Annotated in this window: 19 protein-coding genes and 1 pseudogene; 11 read left to right on the forward strand and 9 right to left on the reverse strand. The window is 55.8% G+C overall.

Features of this window, described 5'->3' with window-relative positions:
* On the forward strand, window positions 1-1,634 hold a 1,634-nt coding region (gene sdhA, locus ACIQ5B_RS02245), incomplete at its 5' end, for a succinate dehydrogenase flavoprotein subunit (RefSeq protein WP_397597599.1).
* Window positions 1,634-1,978: a DUF3703 domain-containing protein gene (locus ACIQ5B_RS02250; protein ID WP_397577384.1), complete on the forward strand. Its 345-nt coding sequence runs from the start codon at window positions 1,634-1,636 to the stop codon at window positions 1,976-1,978. The genes sdhA and ACIQ5B_RS02250, both read left to right, overlap by 1 nt.
* On the opposite strand, the gene ACIQ5B_RS02255 is transcribed toward ACIQ5B_RS02250, so the two are convergent.
* Window positions 1,975-2,958 (reverse strand): LLM class flavin-dependent oxidoreductase, encoded by a 984-nt coding sequence (locus tag ACIQ5B_RS02255; RefSeq protein WP_397597600.1) that lies wholly within the window; start codon window positions 2,956-2,958, stop codon window positions 1,975-1,977. The genes ACIQ5B_RS02250 and ACIQ5B_RS02255 overlap by 4 nt on opposite strands.
* Window positions 2,959-2,967: 9 nt before the next feature.
* Here ACIQ5B_RS02255 and ACIQ5B_RS02260 point away from each other — a divergent pair, with 9 nt between their 5' ends.
* The gene (locus tag ACIQ5B_RS02260; protein ID WP_397597601.1) at window positions 2,968-3,648 is read left to right on the forward strand and encodes a LysE family translocator; all 681 of its coding nucleotides are present in this window, start codon (window positions 2,968-2,970) and stop codon (window positions 3,646-3,648) included.
* 36 nt (window positions 3,649-3,684) lie between these two features.
* Here ACIQ5B_RS02260 and ACIQ5B_RS02265 read toward each other — a convergent pair.
* Window positions 3,685-4,833: pseudogene (locus ACIQ5B_RS02265) on the reverse strand (alpha-hydroxy acid oxidase).
* 136 nt (window positions 4,834-4,969) lie between these two features.
* On the opposite strand from ACIQ5B_RS02265, the gene ACIQ5B_RS02270 reads away from it, so the two are divergent.
* Complete coding sequence (locus ACIQ5B_RS02270) at window positions 4,970-5,755, forward strand: 3-hydroxybutyrate dehydrogenase (protein ID WP_333569444.1); 786 nt, start codon at window positions 4,970-4,972, stop codon at window positions 5,753-5,755.
* Here the strand turns inward: ACIQ5B_RS02270 and ACIQ5B_RS02275 are convergent.
* The 3 genes from ACIQ5B_RS02275 to ACIQ5B_RS02285 all read right to left on the reverse strand — a co-directional run bounded on the left by ACIQ5B_RS02275 (window position 5,723) and on the right by ACIQ5B_RS02285 (window position 8,125).
* Window positions 5,723-6,202 (reverse strand): hypothetical protein, encoded by a 480-nt coding sequence (locus ACIQ5B_RS02275; RefSeq protein WP_397597602.1) that lies wholly within the window; start codon window positions 6,200-6,202, stop codon window positions 5,723-5,725. The two genes, ACIQ5B_RS02270 and ACIQ5B_RS02275, sit on opposite strands and share 33 nt — an antisense overlap.
* A 149-nt stretch (window positions 6,203-6,351) precedes the next feature.
* On the reverse strand, window positions 6,352-6,510 hold the full coding sequence (locus ACIQ5B_RS02280) for a hypothetical protein (RefSeq protein ID WP_183940489.1): 159 nt from the start codon (window positions 6,508-6,510) through the stop codon (window positions 6,352-6,354).
* 13 nt (window positions 6,511-6,523) lie between these two features.
* A complete protein-coding gene (locus ACIQ5B_RS02285) occupies window positions 6,524-8,125 on the reverse strand; it encodes an isocitrate lyase (protein ID WP_397597603.1) in 1,602 nt (533 codons plus the stop codon).
* 150 nt (window positions 8,126-8,275) lie between these two features.
* On the opposite strand from ACIQ5B_RS02285, the gene ACIQ5B_RS02290 reads away from it, so the two are divergent.
* The 3 genes from ACIQ5B_RS02290 to prsR all read left to right on the forward strand — a co-directional run bounded on the left by ACIQ5B_RS02290 (window position 8,276) and on the right by prsR (window position 11,247).
* Window positions 8,276-9,691, forward strand: coding sequence for a short-chain fatty acyl-CoA regulator family protein (locus ACIQ5B_RS02290; RefSeq protein ID WP_397597604.1), 1,416 nt, complete (start codon window positions 8,276-8,278; stop codon window positions 9,689-9,691).
* A 158-nt stretch (window positions 9,692-9,849) separates the two neighbouring features.
* Window positions 9,850-9,978, forward strand: coding sequence for a hypothetical protein (locus ACIQ5B_RS02295; protein WP_397597605.1), 129 nt, complete (start codon window positions 9,850-9,852; stop codon window positions 9,976-9,978).
* The gene (gene prsR, locus ACIQ5B_RS02300) at window positions 9,979-11,247 is read left to right on the forward strand and encodes a PEP-CTERM-box response regulator transcription factor (protein ID WP_397597606.1); all 1,269 of its coding nucleotides are present in this window, start codon (window positions 9,979-9,981) and stop codon (window positions 11,245-11,247) included.
* A 35-nt stretch (window positions 11,248-11,282) separates the two neighbouring features.
* Here the strand turns inward: prsR and ACIQ5B_RS02305 are convergent, their stop codons facing one another.
* Together ACIQ5B_RS02305 and ACIQ5B_RS02310 are read right to left on the reverse strand one after the other, a co-directional pair.
* Entirely contained in the window at window positions 11,283-11,624 is a 342-nt protein-coding gene (locus tag ACIQ5B_RS02305; RefSeq protein WP_333569440.1) for a GntR family transcriptional regulator, read from the reverse strand.
* A gap of 47 nt (window positions 11,625-11,671) precedes the next feature.
* On the reverse strand, window positions 11,672-12,241 hold the full coding sequence (locus tag ACIQ5B_RS02310) for a nitroreductase (protein WP_397597607.1): 570 nt from the start codon (window positions 12,239-12,241) through the stop codon (window positions 11,672-11,674).
* 133 nt (window positions 12,242-12,374) lie between these two features.
* Here ACIQ5B_RS02310 and ACIQ5B_RS02315 point away from each other — a divergent pair, with 133 nt between their 5' ends.
* Genes ACIQ5B_RS02315 through ACIQ5B_RS02330 form a run of 4 tightly spaced genes read left to right on the forward strand, consistent with a single transcriptional unit; the run spans window position 12,375 to window position 17,565 of the window.
* Window positions 12,375-14,087, forward strand: a complete 1,713-nt coding sequence (locus ACIQ5B_RS02315) for a peptide MFS transporter (protein WP_397597608.1) — start codon at window positions 12,375-12,377, stop codon at window positions 14,085-14,087.
* Window positions 14,088-14,144: 57 nt separating this feature from the next.
* Window positions 14,145-15,548, forward strand: coding sequence for an amidohydrolase (locus ACIQ5B_RS02320; protein ID WP_397597609.1), 1,404 nt, complete (start codon window positions 14,145-14,147; stop codon window positions 15,546-15,548).
* Window positions 15,545-16,837 carry an amidohydrolase family protein gene (locus ACIQ5B_RS02325; RefSeq protein ID WP_397597610.1) on the forward strand — a complete coding sequence of 431 codons (1,293 nt, stop codon included), beginning with the start codon at window positions 15,545-15,547 and terminating at the stop codon, window positions 16,835-16,837. Before ACIQ5B_RS02320 ends, ACIQ5B_RS02325 begins: the two co-directional genes overlap by 4 nt.
* 50 nt (window positions 16,838-16,887) lie before the next feature.
* On the forward strand, window positions 16,888-17,565 hold the full coding sequence (locus ACIQ5B_RS02330; protein WP_397597611.1) for an NnrU family protein: 678 nt from the start codon (window positions 16,888-16,890) through the stop codon (window positions 17,563-17,565).
* Here the strand turns inward: ACIQ5B_RS02330 and ACIQ5B_RS02335 are convergent.
* Window positions 17,562-18,557, reverse strand: coding sequence for an aldo/keto reductase (locus ACIQ5B_RS02335; protein WP_397597612.1), 996 nt, complete (start codon window positions 18,555-18,557; stop codon window positions 17,562-17,564). The two genes, ACIQ5B_RS02330 and ACIQ5B_RS02335, sit on opposite strands and share 4 nt — an antisense overlap.
* Window positions 18,544-19,788 (reverse strand): dicarboxylate/amino acid:cation symporter, encoded by a 1,245-nt coding sequence (locus ACIQ5B_RS02340; RefSeq protein ID WP_397597613.1) that lies wholly within the window; start codon window positions 19,786-19,788, stop codon window positions 18,544-18,546. The genes ACIQ5B_RS02335 and ACIQ5B_RS02340 overlap by 14 nt, the downstream gene beginning before the upstream one ends.
* Between the last annotated feature and the right edge of the window lie 48 nt (window positions 19,789-19,836).

Genomic DNA, 19,836 nt, shown 5'->3' on the forward strand with positions numbered 1-19,836 from the left:
TTGCGGCGTCGCTTGGCAACAACTCGCCGGACCATTGGACCTGGCACATGTACGACACCGTAAAGGGATCGGACTGGTTGGGTGACCAAGACGCGATCGAATATATGGTGCGTGAAGCGCCAGCTGCGGTGTACGAGCTTGAGCATGCTGGCGTTCCGTTTAGCCGCAATGCCGACGGCACAATTTATCAGCGCCCCTTTGGCGGCCACATGCAGAATATGGGCGAAGGCCCCCCCGTGCAGCGTACGGCCGCAGCGGCCGACCGGACCGGTCACGCCATGTTGCACAGCCTGTATCAGCAGAGCCTGAAATATGACGCGGATTTCTTCATCGAATATTTCGCGCTCGATCTGATTATGGAAAATGGCGAATGCCGCGGCGTGATTGCCATGTGCATGGAAGATGGCACCATCCACCGTTTCAAGAGCCACGCTGTCGTGCTGGCAACTGGCGGATATGGCCGTGCGTATTTCTCCGCAACTTCGGCGCATACCTGCACCGGTGACGGTGGCGGCATGGTGCTGCGCGCCGGGCTTCCGCTTCAGGATATGGAATTCGTGCAATTCCACCCAACCGGCATTTACGGCGCGGGCGTTCTCATTACAGAGGGTGCGCGCGGCGAGGGCGGATATCTGACCAACAGCGAAGGTGAGCGCTTCATGGAGCGTTATGCACCATCGGCTAAGGACTTGGCATCACGCGACGTTGTCAGCCGTTCGATGGCGCTTGAAATGCGCGAAGGCCGCGGTGTCGGCCCGCACAAGGACCATATCTACCTACATCTCGACCATATCGATCCAAAGGTTTTGGCGCAGCGTTTGCCGGGCATTACCGAAAGCGGAAAGATTTTCGCTGGCGTCGATCTGACACGCCAACCACTGCCCGTGACACCAACGGTACACTATAATATGGGCGGAATTCCGTGCAATTATCATGGTCAGGTGGTCACTAAGGTTGGTGACGATCCCGAAGTCATCGTGCGCGGCCTTTACGCCGTTGGCGAAGCTGCATGCGTTTCGGTGCATGGCGCGAACCGGCTTGGGTCAAACTCGTTGATCGACTTGGTCGTATTCGGACGCGCAACTGGTCTGCATTTGAAATCGTCGTTGACGCCCGGTGCGCCGCACAAGGCGCTGCCGAAGGATGCTGCCGATCTGGCGCTGACCCGCGTCGACAAGTTCCGTGCAGCAAAGGGCGGTTCGCCGACTGCAGACATTCGTCTGCAAATGCAGCGGACAATGCAAAAGCACGCTGCGGTGTTCCGCGACACAGCATTGCTGGCCGAAGGCGTCACCGAGATGCAAAAGGTCAATCAGCGTTTGGCCGACGTGCACGTCACCGACCGCAGCATGATCTGGAACACCGACCTTATCGAAACGCTGGAGCTCGACAATTTGATGGCGCAGGCTGTCTGCACCATCGAAAGCGCCAACAACCGCAAGGAAAGCCGCGGCGCGCATGCGCATGAGGATTATCCAGAGCGCGACGATGAAAACTGGATGAAGCACACCGCTTCATGGTTTGAAGGTTGGGGCGGATCCGGCGGCGCGGTGAAAATCGACTACCGCCCAGTGCATGACTATACGCTGACCGACGAGGCAGAGTATATCAAGCCAAAGCCACGCGTTTATTGATGTCTGTTTATGATCATGTCGAAATAGAATTGCAGGCTGCCAAGGCGGCCGAAGCAATGGGCGACATGGCAACTGCATTTCGGCATCTTGAACGCGCTCACATACTAGGTCAGAATTCGACACGTTTTCATGTCTTAGCCCATTTCCGCATGTTGGGCTGGGCATGGAAACAGCGCGACTTACGTGAGATTTTTGGTCAGCTTTTCCGTATTGTTGGTGCAGCCACGAAAACTTTTATCGGGCTTGTTCCGCAAGGGAATAGCGGTGGCACGAATGTGAGCCCATTTAGATCAATGGCTGTGCCCGACGATCTCCAGGCTATCATGAAACAGTCGCAACGCTAATTCAGGAACGTGGTTGCTGCAATCTCTACGCTTCGCTTGCGCTTTTCATGGTCAAACACCGAACAAGCGACGATGATTTCGTCGACTTGTGTGCGGGCGATAAACGCCTTTACCTTGTCCCTAACGGTATCCGCGGCGCCAATTGCGCTGGCCGACAACACGTCATCTATGGCGCCCGCAAAATGGGCGGGCAGGGACGCAAGATAGCCTTCGACCGGTGGCGGCATTTGGCGCGGGTTGCCGGTGCGTAGGGCGACGAAGCTTTGCATTAATGAGCTGGCCAGATATTCGCCCTCTGCATCGGTTTCGCCCGCGATGATGTTGAATGCGGCCATCGCATAGGGTTTGTCCAAGACGGCGCTTGGCCGGAAATGGCTGCGGTAGATGTGCAGGGCTTCATCCAGCATTTGCGGCGCAAAGTGACTGGCGAAGGCAAAGGGCAAGCCAAGCGCGGCGGCAACTTGCGCGCCGTAGAGGCTGCTGCCCAATATGTAGATCTGCACATTCGCGCCCGCGCCGGGTGTCGCGACGATGCCCGTTTTGCCGTCATCGGCGAAATAGCTTTGCAGTTCCATCACATCGCGCGGGAACGCGTTCGGGTCGCTGTCCAATGTCCGGCGGATCGCTGCGGCAACGCGTTGGTCGCTGCCGGGCGCTCGGCCCAATCCAAGGTCGATCCTGCCCGGGTAAAGCACGTCCAAAGTGCCGAATTGTTCGGCGATGACCAATGGCGCATGGTTGGGCAACATGATGCCGCCTGAACCAACGCGGATGGATTTGGTCGCTGCGGCAATATGCCCAATAACAACGCTGGTGGCCGCGCTGGCGATGCCGCGCATCCCATGATGTTCGGCAACCCAATAGCGGCTGAAGCCCAGACTTTCGGCGTGGGCAGCAAGGTCTGCGGCATTGGCGAGCGCGCCAGCCACTGAGCCACCTTCGACAACGGGAACAAGGTCAAGCAAAGAGTAATTGGTCATGAACCCTAAATGGGTGTGTTGACGCGCAAAGCCAAGCGCAATCGACTATCGGGGGAAGGCGTGTATAAAATGCGGATGATGACCGCGCTGTTCCTTCCCTTTCTAATCACCACAATGCTGATTGAACTGACCCCGGGGCCGAACATGGCATGGCTCGCCTTGACCAGCGCGACGCACGGGAAGCGGTCGGGTTTCGCCGCTGTGGCAGGCATTGCAACGGGCCTTGCGATCCTTGCTTTGGCGTCGGCCATGGGGCTTGCCGCGCTCGCAGCCCGCTCGCCTTTTGCCTTTAGTTTGCTGCGCTACGCAGGTGCGGCCTATTTGCTCTGGCTGGCATGGCAAACATGGGTAGGGGAGAAAGAAGCTGCGACCGGTGAAATAGACACGACGGCAATGGCGGCATGGTTCCGCCACGGCTTGCTGCTCAACTTGCTGAACCCAAAGGCAGTGGTGTTTTTTGTCACGGTCCTGCCAGCCTATATCGTAACGAATGCACCGATTGCGCCGCAAACCATGCTGCTGTCGGTATGCTATGTAGCGATTGCGACAGCGGTGCACCTCGTCATCGTTGCGTTGGCGGCACAAGCGCATGGATGGATGACTGTCGGCAACCGCCGGAACCAAGTGCGCCGTATATTTGCGGTTCTATTGGCGATGGTCGCAATCTGGTTCTTGGTAAGCACCGCCTAACGCTGTTTTCCTGACGTTACAGGTGCGCGAGAAAGCCTAGCGATAGCGCAACATAGAGCGGTTAAGTTGCGCGACGGATTTGACGCCCATCAATCGCATGTCCCGATCAATTTCGTCGCGCAATTTGCCAACGATACGTTCAACCCCGGGTTGGCCCGCTGCGGCCAATGCATAAAGATACAGCCGCCCACCCGAGCATGCTGTCGCGCCCGCCGCCAACGCCTTCAATACATGGCTGCCGCGCTGCACGCCGCCATCACAGATGATGTCGATCTTACCGCCAACGGCGTCGGCGATTTCGGAAATCTGGTCAAATGGCGACCGCGACCCGTCCAATTGCCGCCCGCCATGGTTCGATACCATGATCGCCGTCGCGCCGATGTCGACAGCCCGCTTCGCATCATCAACGGACATGATGCCCTTTAAGCAAAATTCGCCGCCCCAGTCGGACCGCACTTTCTCGGCCATTTTCCAATCCATCGACGTGTCGAGCATGGTATTGAATTATTCGGCCACAGACACCGCGACATTGGTCCCGGCGTCAACATGCGTTTGCAGATTGGGAAGCGAGAATTTCTCGCGGAATATATAGTTCAGCGCCCATGATGGATGGATCGCGTAGCTCAGCACCGATGCAGGTGTAAATCGCGGCGGCGAGGTGAACCCACTGCGCAGGCAGCGTTCCCTATTGCCCGATACGATTGTATCGACGGTCAACGCGATCGCATCAAATTTCGCGGCTTTACAGCGTTCGATCATCGACGCGTTCAGGCCTTTGTCTTTGTGGATATATAGCTGAAACAGCTTGGGCGTCTTGATGCGTTCACCGACTTCCTCAATGCTGACCGTGGCCAGAGAGGAAATGCCGAACCATGTGTTAAACTGCTGCGCCACAGCGGCAACGGCGCGTTCGCCTTGCCAATGGAATAAGCGTTGCAATGCGGTGGGCGATAGCATGAGCGGCATGGCAATGTCTTTGCCCATGACGCGCACTTTTGTGTCGATATCTGAAACGCCTGCGAGCACATTGGGCACAAGGTCGCAGTCGTCAAACGCCGCGCTGTTGCGACCTTTCGTCCGCTCATCATCGGCTGCGCCGTCGATATAGTTGAAAATAGGTGACGGCAGGCGCGACTTCGCCAGCTGGCGAAAATCGGCGACATTATGACAATCATTCAAACGCATGCGGCGCTTATGACAGGCCTTTTATATAATTGCACCTATTTGGTCTTGGCATTCTGCCATATTGTCCTGCACCAACATTGCGTTTAGCGATGTAGAACGCAAATAAAGTCCATCCCTAACGCAAAGGCTATCTCCCATGTTCCTCCAAGGCAAAACGGCGCTTATCACTGGTTCAACATCTGGCATTGGTTTGGGCTATGCGCGCGCACTGGCGGCTGAGGGCGCTAATGTGATGATCAACGGTTTTGGTGATGCGGATGCCATACAAGGCTATGTCGCGGAACTCGCCGCCGCAAGCGGTGGCAAAGCACTCCATTCTGGCGCGGATATGATGAAGCCAGATGAAATCAGGGCGATGGTCGCTGAATGTGCCGAGAAACTGGGATCGCCTGATATTTTGATCAACAATGCGGGTATCCAGCATGTTGCGCCGGTTGATGAATTCCCGGAAGACAAATGGGACGCAATCATGTCGATCATCTTGTCGTCCGCATTCCATACCACGAAAGCTGCCTTGCCCGCGATGAAGGCAAAGGGGTGGGGCAGGGTCATCAACACCGGTTCGATGCACAGCCTTGTCGCGTCACCGTTTAAGTCAGCTTATAACGCGGCAAAGCATGGCCTCGCAGGTTTCAGCAAGACTGTTGCGCTTGAGGTCGCGACGCAAGGCATAACCGTTAACAATATCTGCCCGGGATATGTGTGGACGTCATTGGTAGAAAACCAAATTCCCGATACGATGAAGGCGCGCGGGTTGACGCGCGAACAGGTCATCAACGACGTGTTGCTGGCCAACCAGCCGCAGAAAAAATTTGTTCAGGTTGAACAATTGGCGGCTTTGGCGGTGTTCCTGTGCCGCGATGAGGCCAGCGCGATTACCGGAACGAACCTATCGGTTGATGGTGGCTGGACTGCCCAATAAATCATGGCTTGTGGGTTCGCGGCCAAAGGGTGCTTTAGTCGCCATCTCTCCCTCCCTCTCCCTCTCGTCTAGGGCAGCTGCGCCCGGCACGGCAAATACCGGCGGTGTATAGCCAATTTTGTTCTTTCGGGGTGCGTCCGGATTTTCTCGGTCTGATCGCGGAGATACGCCAAATGGCAATCCGAAATCGGCCTGAATTGGTCTGCCGTCAATCGATGGTGCACCTGTTATAAATTCAACAGAAACCCCAGAATCGAACGGAACAGGCGGCGGAGGCGGCGGCGGAGATGGTAACGGTGCTGTTGGTTTGGACGGCGGCGCGTTAACTTCCGGGTTCGCGATATCTGCAGCTTCGCGGGGCGCAATTGGATTGCCCTGGGGAATGACTACGGTGATGAACCCGGTGACCGACAGAATCCCAAGCAAGATTTTTAGAGTATTATCCACGCGCCCCAGCCTGTTTGGTTGCAAGGGGGGTATATGAACGGCCTTAAGAAAATATTAGCGACAATGCGTTGGCCCATAGAAAAAACCGCCGACATTGCTGCCGGCGGTTAGGTGTTTTCCTCCCCAGGAAAACTCGTAAATATCTGCGCTTACTTGCCGCCTGCGCTCCCCAAACGGTGGTAGAGGCGGGCAAATTTGATCGACTCCGGCTGATCCTTGATCGCTTCCAGATAGTGGACCAAGGCTTGCCTCAACAGCGTGAGGTCCTCGGTCGACAATACGGCGCGGGCGCGTGCTGGTTCGCTCATGGATTCACCTTTCTTACGCTGCGTTGCTGAACTGGTTCATGGTATTGTCTTTACCGCCAGCCTTCAGCGCGGCTTCGCCAGCGAAATATTCCTTATGCTCGTCACCAATGTCGGAACCCGACATATTCTGGTGCTTAACACAGGCGATACCTTGGCGGATTTCCTTGCGTTGGACGCCGGCAACATAGCCAAGCATACCCATTTCGCCGAAATAATCCTTCGCCAGATTGTCCGTGCTTAATGCCGCGGTGTGATATGTTGGCAAGGTGATCAGGTGGTGGAAAATGCCCGCACGCTTCGCAGAATCGCGTTGGAAATTCTGGATCCACATATCGGCTTGCGTGCCCAATTCGGTCTCGTCATATGCTGCGCTCATCAGGTTTGTGCGGTCGTAAGCCGACACATCCTTACCTTCAGCAGCCCAGGCGTCGAACACCTGCTGACGGAAATTAAGCGTCCAGTTGAAGCTTGGCGAGTTGTTATAGGCCAATTTGGCGTTGGGAACGACTTCGCGGATACGGTCGACCATGCCGGCAATTTGTTCGATGTGCGGCTTTTCGGTTTCAATCCAGATCAGGTCCGCGCCATTCTGCAGCGATGTGATGCAATCCAGCACGCAGCGGTCTTCGCCTGTTCCTGAACGGAATTGGAAAAGGTTGGAGGGCAGGCGCTTTGGCTTCAAAAGCTTCCCATTGCGGTTCAGGATGACATCGCCATTTTGCGCCGTGCTTGGGTCGATTTCTTCGCAATCGAGGAAGCTGTTGTACAAGTCGCCAAGGTCGCCAGCTTCTTTCGATACCGCGATCTGCTTGGTAAGGCCTGCACCCAAGGAGTCGGTGCGCGCAACGATGATGCCATCAGGAACGCCCAGCTCGAGAAACGCGTAACGGCAGGCACGAATTTTCTGCAGAAAATCTTCGTGTGGGACGGTCACTTTGCCATCTTGGTGGCCACATTGTTTTTCGTCCGAAACCTGATTTTCGATCTGCAACGCGCACGCACCGGCTTCGATCATCTTTTTGGCCAGAAGATAGGTCGCCTCGGCATTGCCGAAACCTGCGTCAATGTCCGCGATAATCGGCACGACGTGGGTTTCATGGTTTTCGATTTTGGCAAGCGCCTGTGCTTCCTTGGCCGCGTCATTCGCTGCGCGGGCGTCATCAAGGTCCTTGAAGAGCAGGTTCAGCTCACGGCTGTCCGCCTGACGCAGGAATGTGTAGAGTTCGCCGATAAGCGCAGGGACGCTCGTTTTTTCATGCATCGATTGGTCGGGCAATGGGCCAAACTCGCTGCGCAGGGCTGCGATCATCCAACCCGACAGGTAAAGATAGCGCTTTTTCGTGGTGCCGAAATGTTTCTTGATCGAAATCATCTTCTGCTGCGCAATGAACCCGTGCCAGCAACCGAGCGACTGCGTATATTGCGCGGGGTCGGCATCATAAGCCGCCATATCTTCACGCATGATTTTTGCGGTGTAGCGCGCAATGTCGAGGCCCGTTTGGAAACGGTTTTGCAACTGCATACGCGCCACGGACTCGGCGCTAATCGAGTCCCATGTGCCATTATTCGCGGCAATATGTTTACTGTTTTCAGCAATGAGCGACTGGTACGACATTTACAATTCCTTCGGAAGCCTGATTAATGTTTGCAGATATGCGGTTGTAATGGCCAAAGGACGAGTCAATTTTGTAATATTTGTTGTGTTATTGTGCGGATAATCTAAGACTAAATTGTAAATCTGTAATATAACTTACAAGGCAGTGCCATGAGTGAACAAAAGCTATTTGCCGGTCATGCCGTCCGCAGAATCCGTCGCGCAAACGGACTGACACAAGGGGCTATGGCCGATGCGCTCACAATATCTGCGTCTTACCTCAACCTGATTGAGCGCAACCAACGGCCACTCACGGCCACCTTGTTGCTGAGGCTCGCGCAGTCATATGACTTCGATCCACGCACACTGACTGGGACAACCCCCGGGGGTGGCGTGGAGGCCATTCGCCGCCGGTTGAGCGATCCCATGTTTGCTGATTTGTCCGTCGACCGAAAGCAGGTGGAAGAATGGATTGCCGCCAGCCCTGACGCAGCCGAAGCATTTGCCCGCGCGTTTGACCGCTTGTCCGGCGGTTCGCATGGGGCAGCGGGCGCGATGCAAGGCGGTGCAAGCATTGAACCTGAATCCATCGCATCGGCGCGGCGCGAGATTGAACGCTGGCGCAACCATTTTGCAGATTTGGACTCGCAAGCTGAAAACCTCGCGGATGAACTGCGCCTCACCAACGCGGACCTGTATGGCGCGATTACCGAACGTCTGCGCGTGAAGCATCAGCTGTCGATACGGATATTGCCGTTTGACGTAATGCCCGACCGATTACGCCGGTTGGACCTCCATGCGCGGCAATTGCAGCTGTCGGAGCTATTGGACCCAGCAAGCCGCACATTCGCCGCCGCCTTGCAACTTGGTATGTTGGAGGCAAAGGCGGAGATAGAGGCACTCGTTGCTGGGGCCTCGTTCACCGAACGGGCAGGGGAACGTCTCTACCGACGCCATTTGCACAGCTATTTCGCCGCTGCCGTCATGATGCCCTACGCACGTTTCCTGCGCGCCTGCGAAGCCACGGGCTATGACCTCATTTTGCTGCAACGCCGGTTTGGGGCGGGTTTTGAACAAGTCGCGCACCGCCTAACGACTTTGCAGCGCGTTGGGCAACGCGGGTTGCCATTTTTCATGCTGCGGATCGATCGGGCCGGGCAGAGCAGTAAGCGTTATGCAGGGGCGAGCGCATCACCCTTGGCGGAAACGGACCGTCGGTGCCCCTTGTGGCATGTGCACAATGTCTTTGCACGACCGGGCACGCTGATGCCTCATCTGGTTGAGCTGGAGGACAAAAGCCGCTGGTTCACGCTATCGCGCACCGTTCACCCGCAAACCGCTGTGAGCGGCGGTGTTGAAGCGGAATTCGCTATATGTTTGGGGATCGATGCCAAGCTCGCGGCACCCTTGGCCGCGGCGCGGGGCTGGGATTTAGGAGATGCGGCAGCGACGCCGATCGGATTGGGCTGTCCTGCGTGCACGCGATCGGACTGCCCACAACGCAGCGCGCCGCCCGCAGGACGCGTGCTTGTTTTCAATGAGCGCGAGCGCGGGTTGTCGCCATTCGTATTCGACCGGACGGTTTAATTGCATAAGCGGCGAACGAATACTGCGTGTGTCAGTCGTTGGCGAAATCGTGCATGTTCAAGTTCATGTAAAGCATTTCATCTGACGTGACCGCAGACTGTAAAATTAATCGACACTTTACCATTGCCCGTTAGCAAAGCGGACATGGACGCGGCGCGATGATAGGGCTTTTTAGGCATTATATACCCTATGGGGTGTCGTTTCTGGCGCTGGATGATCGCTTGCGGATCAAAGCAGCGGGCGTGCACGATCGTGGTGACAGCGTGTCCCATCAGGAGGCCGCATAAATGACCGAACATCGGCAAAAGCTACTCATTGTGGAAGATGATCTTGATCGTCAGAAGCAACGCAAATGGTCATATCAAGGTTTTGACGTCTTTTGCGCGTCCAATCGCGAAGAGGCGCTCGCCTTGCTGCGCGAAGTAGAGCCTGACACCAAAATCATTGTCGTGTCGGGAGATGGCACACATGAAAGCGCGCTGCGCGCCATTTCAGCCGGTGCTTGGGATGTTGATCATAAGCCCGAGGATATTGACGCGCTTCACCTGATCGTGCGGCCTGCATCTCATGTGCGTGCGCTGGAGGTGCAGAAAGCATTGTTGCAGCAAGCCGATAGCGACGGCGCGTTGTTCCTGGGAACAATACGCACCGCATCGCCGGAGATGGTAAAGGTCGCCCACACGATCGAGCGGGTTGCACCAGCTGATATTTCGGTTTTGCTGCTGGGTGCTAGCGGCACGGGGAAGGAATTGCTGGCGCGCGGTTTGCACAATGCCAGCGGCCGGCGCGATAAGCCATTCGTCGCCATCAATTGCGGTGCAATACCTGAAAACTTGCTGGAATCCGAATTGTTCGGCCACGAAAAAGGTGCGTTTACCGGCGCTATCAAAACAACCGAGGGCAAGATTGAGCTGGCGCATGGCGGAACGCTCTTTTTGGATGAAGTGGGCGACATCCCGTTAGCACTGCAGGTGAAACTGCTCCGTTTTCTGCAGGAACGCAATATTGAGCGCATTGGCGGCCGCAAAGCCATTCCCGTGGATGTCCGTATTGTCTGCGCCACCCACCGCAATCTCAGTAAGATGATTTCGGATCAGACATTTCGTGATGATTTGTATTACCGATTGGCAGAAGTCACCGTCAACATTCCGCCGCTTGCCGCACGCACGGGGGATGCAATTTTGTTGGCCAAGCATTTCGTGAGCAAATTTGCACGCGAGATGAACCCAACGGTTAAAGGCCTGTCGACCGGCGCATTGGCGGCAATTGATGCGTGGAACTGGCCGGGAAATGTTCGCGAACTTGAAAACCGCGTTAAGCGCGCTGTTATCATGGCAGAGGGCGCGTTTGTCACGGCGGATGACCTCGACCTGGGCGACGGAGATGCGGAAGATCTGCAACTCAACTTGAAAGCAACGCGCGAGGCCGCTGACCGCAAGGCAATTATACGGGCTGTTGCGCGGACAGAGGGCAATATTTCCAGTGCAGCGAAGCTATTGGGGATTAGTCGGCCGACGCTGTACGATCTGATCAAACAATATGATCTGCATGTGTGATGGGATGCGAACCAGCCAAAAGCTGCGGTAAAAAGTCAGCTAAGCGCCAGTAATTCGGCTGGATCGATACCGGCACGCTGCATTTGGGCTTTTACGTCAGGCCAAATATTGTGCATGAAATTGTCGCGCTCGAAACTGCGCAATTTTGAAATAGCGCCAGTTGCAACGAAAAGGCCGACGCCGCGCTTAACGTCCACCAGCCCGCTGTCCTGAAATAGCTGATAGGCTTTAGCGACCGTCAACGGGTTCGCGCCTTGGTCAGCAGCAAATGCGCGCACCGAGGGCAACATGTCGCCTTCCTTATAGGCGCCGTCCAAAATGGCGGCGGCAATCACATCGCGCAATTTCAAATATACGGGTTTAACGTCGTTTTTCATTACGTGCTTACTGCCATAATACAGTAGGTCGCGTCAAGGCAGCACTTTTAAGGCCATTGCCGGATGATGTTCGACGGGTCGGGGCGTGGCCGCTCTTCAAGAGGTAGGGCTGGGGACCCCATGAAGAATAGCCCGGCAATTTGTTCGTCACCGGTGCACATCGCTTTGCGCACATTGTCGTCGTAGGTTGCCCATCCGGTAATCCAACTTCCAACAAAGCCATGTGCATGTGCCGCGTGCAACAGATTCATGCCAACGGCGCCAACGCTGAGTTGCTGTTCCCACAATGGAATTTTTGCGCTTGGCTGCGGCGCATACAACAAAAGGACAAGCGTTGGGGCCATGCGCGATGGAGATACCGCCGCGTCAATCTGTGCAGGCCGCGCGTCGGGATTGGCTGCGGTGAATGCATGTGTGAGGAGATCAGCAAAGGCGTTGCGGTCGGTGATCTCGACAAAACGCCACGGGAATAGCTTGCCATGATCGGGGGTGCGCATAGCGGTCTGCAATATGCGGTTAAGCGTGGCTTGGTCGGGACCGGGCTCCACCATGTCGCGTGGTTTGCCGGACCGGCGGGTTTCGAGATAGCGGGTTACGGAGGAGAGGTCGTTGAACATTCCACTCCCTTCGACGAATTTTAACGGTATCCGCAATTAAATTCTTCACACGCGCAATTTTTTCGGTAGGTTCGCCCCCAATCGTTCCTTTCAATGGAACATCAAACATAACAGAAATGAGGGGTTTCGCTCGATGGCGACATCATATGCGCAAGATGGAGATGCAGCAGGGACATTCCTTGGCCATCCCAAAGGTCTTTTCGTCTTATTCTTTGCCGAAATGTGGGAGCGCTTTTCCTATTATGGAATGCGCGCACTGCTGATTTTTTATCTGACAAAGCATTGGCTGTTTTCGGATGAAAAATCAGGCGTCATTTATGGCGCGTATACGGCCTTGGTGTATATCACCCCGGTACTTGGCGGCTATTTGGCGGACCGATGGCTTGGGCAACGCAAAGCGGTAACCTACGGCGCTGTATTGTTGACCTTTGGGCATCTGCTCATGGGCTTTGAAGGTACGGGCGGACAAGATACTGCTGCGTTGAACATCTTCTGGCTCGCGTTGGCGTTCATTATCGTGGGATCTGGCTTCTTGAAGGCCAATATTTCCGTGATTGTTGGGCAGCTATACCCGCGTACTGACGTGCGTCGTGACGGTGCTTATACGATTTTCTACATGGGCATTAATTTGGGCGCGGCGCTGGGCGCATTGCTCTGCGGTTATCTCGGTGAGACCTATGGCTGGTCATATGGTTTTGGTGCTGCTGGCATCGGTATGTTGTTTGGCCTCATTGTATTTGTCCTATTCAAGCCGTTGTTGCTTGGACGCGGCGAACCCGCTGATCCCGCAGCTTTGAATAAGCCTGTTATGGGGCTTAAGCTGGAGTGGCTTTTGTATTTGGTCGGCTTGGTCGCCGTTGCGGCTTGCTGGTGGCTGGTACAAAATCAGGCTGTCGTTGGGACGTTGCTTGGCATTGCTGGAACGGTATTGATTTTGTACGTACTAGGCATCGCAACCTTCAAATTCGTTTATGGCTCGTTTTCCGCCGCACCGCAGGTGCCTTTGATGCTATTCGGCCTTGGCGGTGCTATCTCAATCGTGGCTTTTGTCGGCATGTTTCTTCAAGCATTTTCGGATGCGATGGCGCAAAATGTTGCAATCGTCGGCTTTGGCTTATCGCTGCTTGTTGTCATCTGGCAATGTATCGGCAAGCCAAATCAGGACCGTGACCGTATTTTTGCGGCGATGTTCCTTATCATCGGTTCGGTCCTGTTCTGGGCCTTGTTCGAACAAGCTGGATCGTCGCTCAATCTGTTTGCGGACCGCCATGTCGATCGTGCGGGTGTTCCCGCATCGGTGTTCCAGTCATTGAACGCCATTTATATCGTCCTGCTTGCGCCGCTGTTTGCGTGGGCTTGGACCGCGCTTGGCCGCAAGGGGCTTGAGCCTTCCGCACCGGCGAAGTTCGGTTTGGGTATTGTACAACTTGGAATTGGTTTCCTCGTTCTGGTTGCAGGTTCTGCCGCTGCGGGCGCGGACAGCATGGTTCCAGTGTTGTTCATTTTCCTCATCTACCTGTTCCACACGACCGGCGAATTGTGTCTGTCACCTGTCGGACTCAGCGCCATGAACCGCCTCGCGCCTGCACATCTTGCGTCGTTGATCATGGGCACATGGTTCTTCGCGTCGGCTACCGGCAATTTCGTAGCGGGCCTCATCGCCTCTGCAACGGGTTCGGAAGCTGCATCGGGTGAAGGTGCTGGCCGCGAAGTCGTTATGGCTGTGTACAGCCAAATCGGCTGGATCGCGATTGGCGTAGGTGTTGCGGTTGTCGTAATCTCGCCGCTTATCAAGAAACTGATGCACCTCGACACCTTGCGTGATGACGGACATCTTGAAGGTTAGGCAGAAGCAGGCAATGCTGCTGCCGCTGGCATTCGCCCCACAAACTGGAGTTAAGTGATGGCAAAGTTTAATGCATTGCGCAGCGCATATCTTGTGCTGCCGCTGGCTCTCATGGCCTGTTCAAACGCAGAAGGCCCAAAGACGGCTTCTGCGGCACCTGTTGCAAAGCCGGTGGAAAAGGCACCTGTGCCGTTCCCGTCGACATATAAGGCATATCCCGGCGTTGCTACCGCCATCCGTAATGTCACCATTTACGATGGCGAAGGTGGCAAAATCGAAAATGGCGTCGTCTTCATTTCTGGCGGCAAGATTAGCAGCGTCGGTGGGCCGGACACTGTTATACCTTCGGGTACGGCGGTTGTGGACGGTGCTGGCAAGTTTGTGACGCCAGGCATCATTGATATCCATTCACATCTCGGTGATTATCCTACGCCATCGGTGGAAGCCCATAGCGACGGGAACGAAGCGACATCGCCGACTACCCCCGAAGTTTGGGCGGAGCACAGCGTATGGCCGCAGGATCCAGGCTTTAGCCGCGCGCTCGCCAATGGCGGTGTCACTGCGCTGCAGATTCTGCCCGGATCGGCCAACCTTATGGGAGGGCGCTCTGTGGTGCTGAAAAATGTTTATGCGCGCACGGTGCAGGGCATGAAGTTCCCGGGCGCGCCGTACGGTATGAAAATGGCCTGCGGCGAAAATCCGAAGCGCGTGTATGGCAGCAAGGGCCGCATGCCCTCCACCCGCATGGGGAACATTGCCGTCAACCGTCAGACATGGATTAAGGCGCAGGATTATAAGAAAAGGCGCGACAGCGGTAAGGAATATACCCGCGATCTTGGGCTTGAAACGCTTGCGGGTGTTTTGGATGGGGACATCTCGATCCAGAACCACTGCTATCGCGCCGACGAAATGGCGCTGGTTCTCGATATGGCGAAGGAATTTGGCTACAAGGTCTCCACTTTCCATCATGCTGTCGAAAGCTACAAAATCGCTGATTTATTGCGTGACAATGGCGTGTGTTCGGCCGTTTGGGCGGACTGGTGGGGTTTCAAAATGGAAGCCTATGACGCAATCCCTGAAAATGCCGCGATATTGCACAACACCGGCGCGTGCGTGGTCATTCACTCCGATGATGAAAACCAGATCCAGCGTCTGAACCAAGAAGCGGCAAAGGCGCAGGCCGACGGTCGCAGAATGGGCATCAATATCAGCGATGCGGAAGTCATCAAATGGCTGACCTACAATCCAGCCAAGGCGCTTGGCATTTCGGACAAAACCGGCAGTTTGAAGCCCGGTAAAATGGCCGATCTGGTGCTGTGGAACGGCAATCCGCTGAGCGTGTATGCGCGTCCAGACAAGGTCTGGATCGACGGCGCATTGATGTTTGATGCCAGCAACCCGAAAATACGTCCGGTCAGTGACTTTGAGCTTGGCCAACCCGGTGAAGGAGATGTGAAATGAGGCATTTCCTCTATGCTGCCGCCGCGCTTGCGGCTTTTGCGACACCCGTTTCGGCTGAAACCATAGCCATTACCGGCGGCCGCGTCGTCATTGGCGACGGTAGTGCACCCATCGACGGCGGCACTGTGGTTGTCCGCGATGGCGTTGTCGTTGCTGCTGGTGCCGGTGTTTCGGTTCCGTCGGGCGCACGTCGCATCGACGCGTCAGGCAAATGGGTAACGCCGGGCGTTTTCGCTGGCTTCACCCGTTTGGGCCTCGCTGAAGTCGATGCCGTTAACGGCACGAACGACAAAAGCGGTGGTCGCAGCGGTTTTTCCGCAGCCATTGACGTTGCCCCTGCGATTGATCCGTTCCGGTCGCCATTTGCGGTCAACCGTTCTGCCGGCGTAACGCGCGCAGTCGTCGCACCTGAAGGCGCTGCTTCTATTTTTGCAGGGCAGGGCGCCATTGCGGATCTGGGTGCTGATAGTAATCCCGTTACCAAGGCACGTGCATTTCAGTTTGCCGAATTCGGAGAGGAGGGTGCCGATGCCGCTGGCGGAAGCCGTGCTGGAACGCATCTGCATTTCCGCGCGATGTTGCGTGAAGCGCAGGATTACGCTGCAGGGCGTGGTACCTTTGATGATGATTTGCTAAAGGCAGAAGACGCCAAAGCTTTGTTATCCGTGCTCCGCGGCGAAACGCGTCTTTTGATCCATGTCGAAGGCGCAAATGATATGCTTCGGCTCATGGAGTTGAAACGCGACTTCCCATCGATCAAAATGGTATTTGTTGGCGTCAGCGAAGGATGGCGGGTTGCACCGCAACTGGCGCAAGCCCGTATTCCCGTTATCGCGTCGGCGTTGAACGACTTGCCCGCAACTTTTGAAATGTTGGGCGCGACGCAGAGCAATATCGGTCGCATGAAAGATGCCGGTGTGCTGGTGGCCATTGGTATGATCAATGACCGCGATTCGCACCAGCTGCGGTACACGACGCAATATGCAGGCAATATCGTAAGCCTCGAGCGCGTGCCCGGTGCGACTGGCCTGACATGGGATGAGGCGTTTGCCGCCATTAGCTCGGTTCCTGCCGATATCATGGGTGTTGGTGACCGTTTGGGTAGCCTTAAGGCCGGCAAAGCCGCTGACGTCGTTGTCTGGGATGGCGATCCGCTGGAGCTGTCCTCTGCGCCGACCACAGTGATCATCGACGGCGTCGAACAACCGCTGGGCAACCGGCAAAATCGACTGCGTGACCGCTATGCGCGGCCAACAGAGGGTGATTTGCCAAAGGCATATGATCGTTGAGGCAATGATCTACTATTGAGGGAACACATCCGGCGGCGGGAGCACAGGTTATGAGCGATTATTTGTTATTGGCTGCTGCTTGCATATTGTTTGTCGGCAGCCATTTTCTCATGTCGCATCCTTGGCGCGCGGATATGGTCAGGAGATTCGGTGCAAACGGGTTTCTGGGGCTTTATTCGCTCGTCTCGTTCGCAACATTTGGCTGGATGCTTTTTGAATTTGGGCGAGTAGCAAAAGGTGATGTGCTGTGGCCAGCGCGTGACGGCGTGTGGATCGTTGCAAGCTTGCTGACTTTGGTTGCCGCAGTCTTGTTTTCCGGATCGTTCATTCGCAACCCGTCATTGCCGGGTGTGCCCGACACTATGGCTGGGCAAACACCCTTTGGCGTTTTCAAGGCAACCCGTCACCCGATGATGTGGGGCTTCGCGCTGTGGGGCATTGCGCATATTTTGGTCGCGCCGCGGATCGACAATTTCATTTTTGCCGGAAGCTTGGTTTTCCTCGCACTGGTGGGTTCAAAGGCGCAGGAAATCAAGAAACGCAAGCTCATGGGCGCCGAATGGGACGGGTGGCTGCGCAGGACGCATTTTGCCATCCACCCCGTGGCTTTGTTCCAAGTCGGGATCGGTCCGTGGATTGCGGGCATAATCCTCTGGGCTGCCGCAACATGGGCGCACCCATATTGGAATGTCGCTGGCGCTGGCTTGTTCCGGTGGTTCAGCTTTTAAAGCCGAACCATCCGCATACCACGTTCACCGTAACGCGGTCCTGCTGTCCCGCCACGGGGAGCTGCTAAATCGAGTTTAACGAGGTCGTCCGCATCCAGCGTAACATCAACGGCCCGTGCGCTATCCTCCATCGTCACGCGGCGCTTAAAGCCCGGGATCGGTACAATGTCGCTGCCTTGCGCCAATATCCATGCCAGCGCGATTTGCGCATGTGACGCATGGTGCTTGGCGGCGATTTCACCCACGACATCGACAATCGCAAGGTTCGCGGCAAAATTATCACCCTGAAACCGAGGGTCCTGCCGCCGCCAGTCATTGTCCGGTAGTTCATCAAGGCTACGGAAAGAACCTGTCAGGAATCCGCGGCCCAATGGCGAATAAGGCACAAAGCCTATGCCAAGTTCGCGGCAGGTTGGCAGGATATCGTCTTCGATATCTCGCTCCCACAGCGAATATTCGCTTTGCAGGGCAGAGATTGGCGCAACTGCCGCTGCACGGCGCAGCGTTTCTGGCCCTGCTTCGGACAGGCCGATATGCTTGATTTTGCCTTCGGTGATTAAATCCGCCATTGCACCGACTGTTTCTTCGATCGGCACAGAAGGGTCGACGCGGTGTTGGTAATAAAGATCAAGGCAGTCGATGCCCAAACGCTTCAACGTGCCTTCGACAGCTGATTTTGCGTTGGCTGGCGAGCCATCCACGCCGACGGTATTTCCGCCATCGAATTTGAAACCGAATTTGCTGGCGATGACCAGCCCGTCGCGCTTGCCTTTGATGGCTTCACCAACCAGTTCTTCATTCTGGAACGGGCCATAAATTTGGGCCGTGTCGAAAAAGGTTATGCCCATGTCGATCGCGCGATGGATCGTTTTGATCGCCTCATCGGGATCAGCATCTTGCCCATAAGTGATGTTGCCGCCTTTGATCATCGGCATACAACCGACGCCAATGGCGGAGACTTTCAGGCCATGGCCAAGTTCACGATATTGCATGGGCGTCTTCCTTTTCTGGTGCTTCAATGGCGGTAGCGAGCGCAACGTCCATTTGGACATTGCCCGTTGTCCGGAAAATATCCGGCAGCGTTTCGACCGCGATTAACAAGGCGAGTGGTTCCACGGGAATGCCAAGCGCAATGCATATTGGCGCGATTGAGGTCACAAAGCTGACCGTTCCGGGAAGGCTTACCGCACCCATAGACGTCAGCGCAGCGATGAAAATTGCTGCACCATAATCGAACGCGTCAAGCTCCACCCCAAACCAGTTTGCAACATAAAGCGCGACCGCAATGTTCATTGCAGGGCCAGTGGCACGCAACAATGCCACCGCCATTGGCAGCACCAGTCCGGCAGTGGACTCTCGAACGCCCAACGCCTCTGACTTCTTCAACATCAACGGAAGGCTGGCCAAGGATGATTGCGTGGATACGGCAAAGGCTTGAACCGGAGCAATCTGACGGACAAAATCGCGGAAGCGCACTTTGCCGGCAAAAACCGCAATTGGATAAGCAAAGGCGCCGACGATAATGCCGACGATGGAGACCGTGGCGATATAATGCGCAACGGCGCCCAACGCGGCCAATCCAGATCGCGCGCCAACGACAAATGCCAAAGCAAACACACCGATGGGCGCGAGCTTTAGCACCCATTCGATAACGAGGATCATGGCGTCGGCAAGCGCGCTGAAAAATCCAGCCATGTGCGCCCGTGGCTCTTGCGTAAGGCGCGTGACGGCAAAGGCAAAGACGAGCGTGAAAATCAGAAGCGGCAAGATGGAGTCACTTGCGGCGGCCGAAATTGGATTGGTTGGCACCAACGCAACGACGAAATCACGCAAACTGGGTTGTTCGGCGACCGCTGGCGCCGTCGTCAGTGCCGACCGTAAAGCGTCCGCACTTTCTTGTGGCATGGGCCAAAGCGACAGCACCATTGGTGTCAACAGTGCGCCCAACGCAGCCGACATGAACATCAACACGACTATCCAGCTGATGGTGCGCGCTGCCATCGGCCCGGCCCGCGCGGCTTCCGCGCTTTTGACTATTCCAGTGATAACCAATGCGACCACCAACGGAACAACAGTCATGCGCAGGCCGTTGAGCCATAATGTTCCCACAATGTCGAGGATCAAATCCAGTTTTTCGCCAGCGGCAGGGAACTGCGCGGTCACGAAAATGCCGAGGGCAAGGCCAATGATAAGGGCGATAAGAATACGGGTAGCGTTTGACATAGGATCGGGTCTTGCCAGCCCGTCGCTCCCTATGCAAGGGAGAGGCTT

It is taken from the genome of Sphingorhabdus sp., from assembly GCF_044374345.1.
Lineage (GTDB): Bacteria > Pseudomonadota > Alphaproteobacteria > Sphingomonadales > Sphingomonadaceae > Sphingorhabdus_B.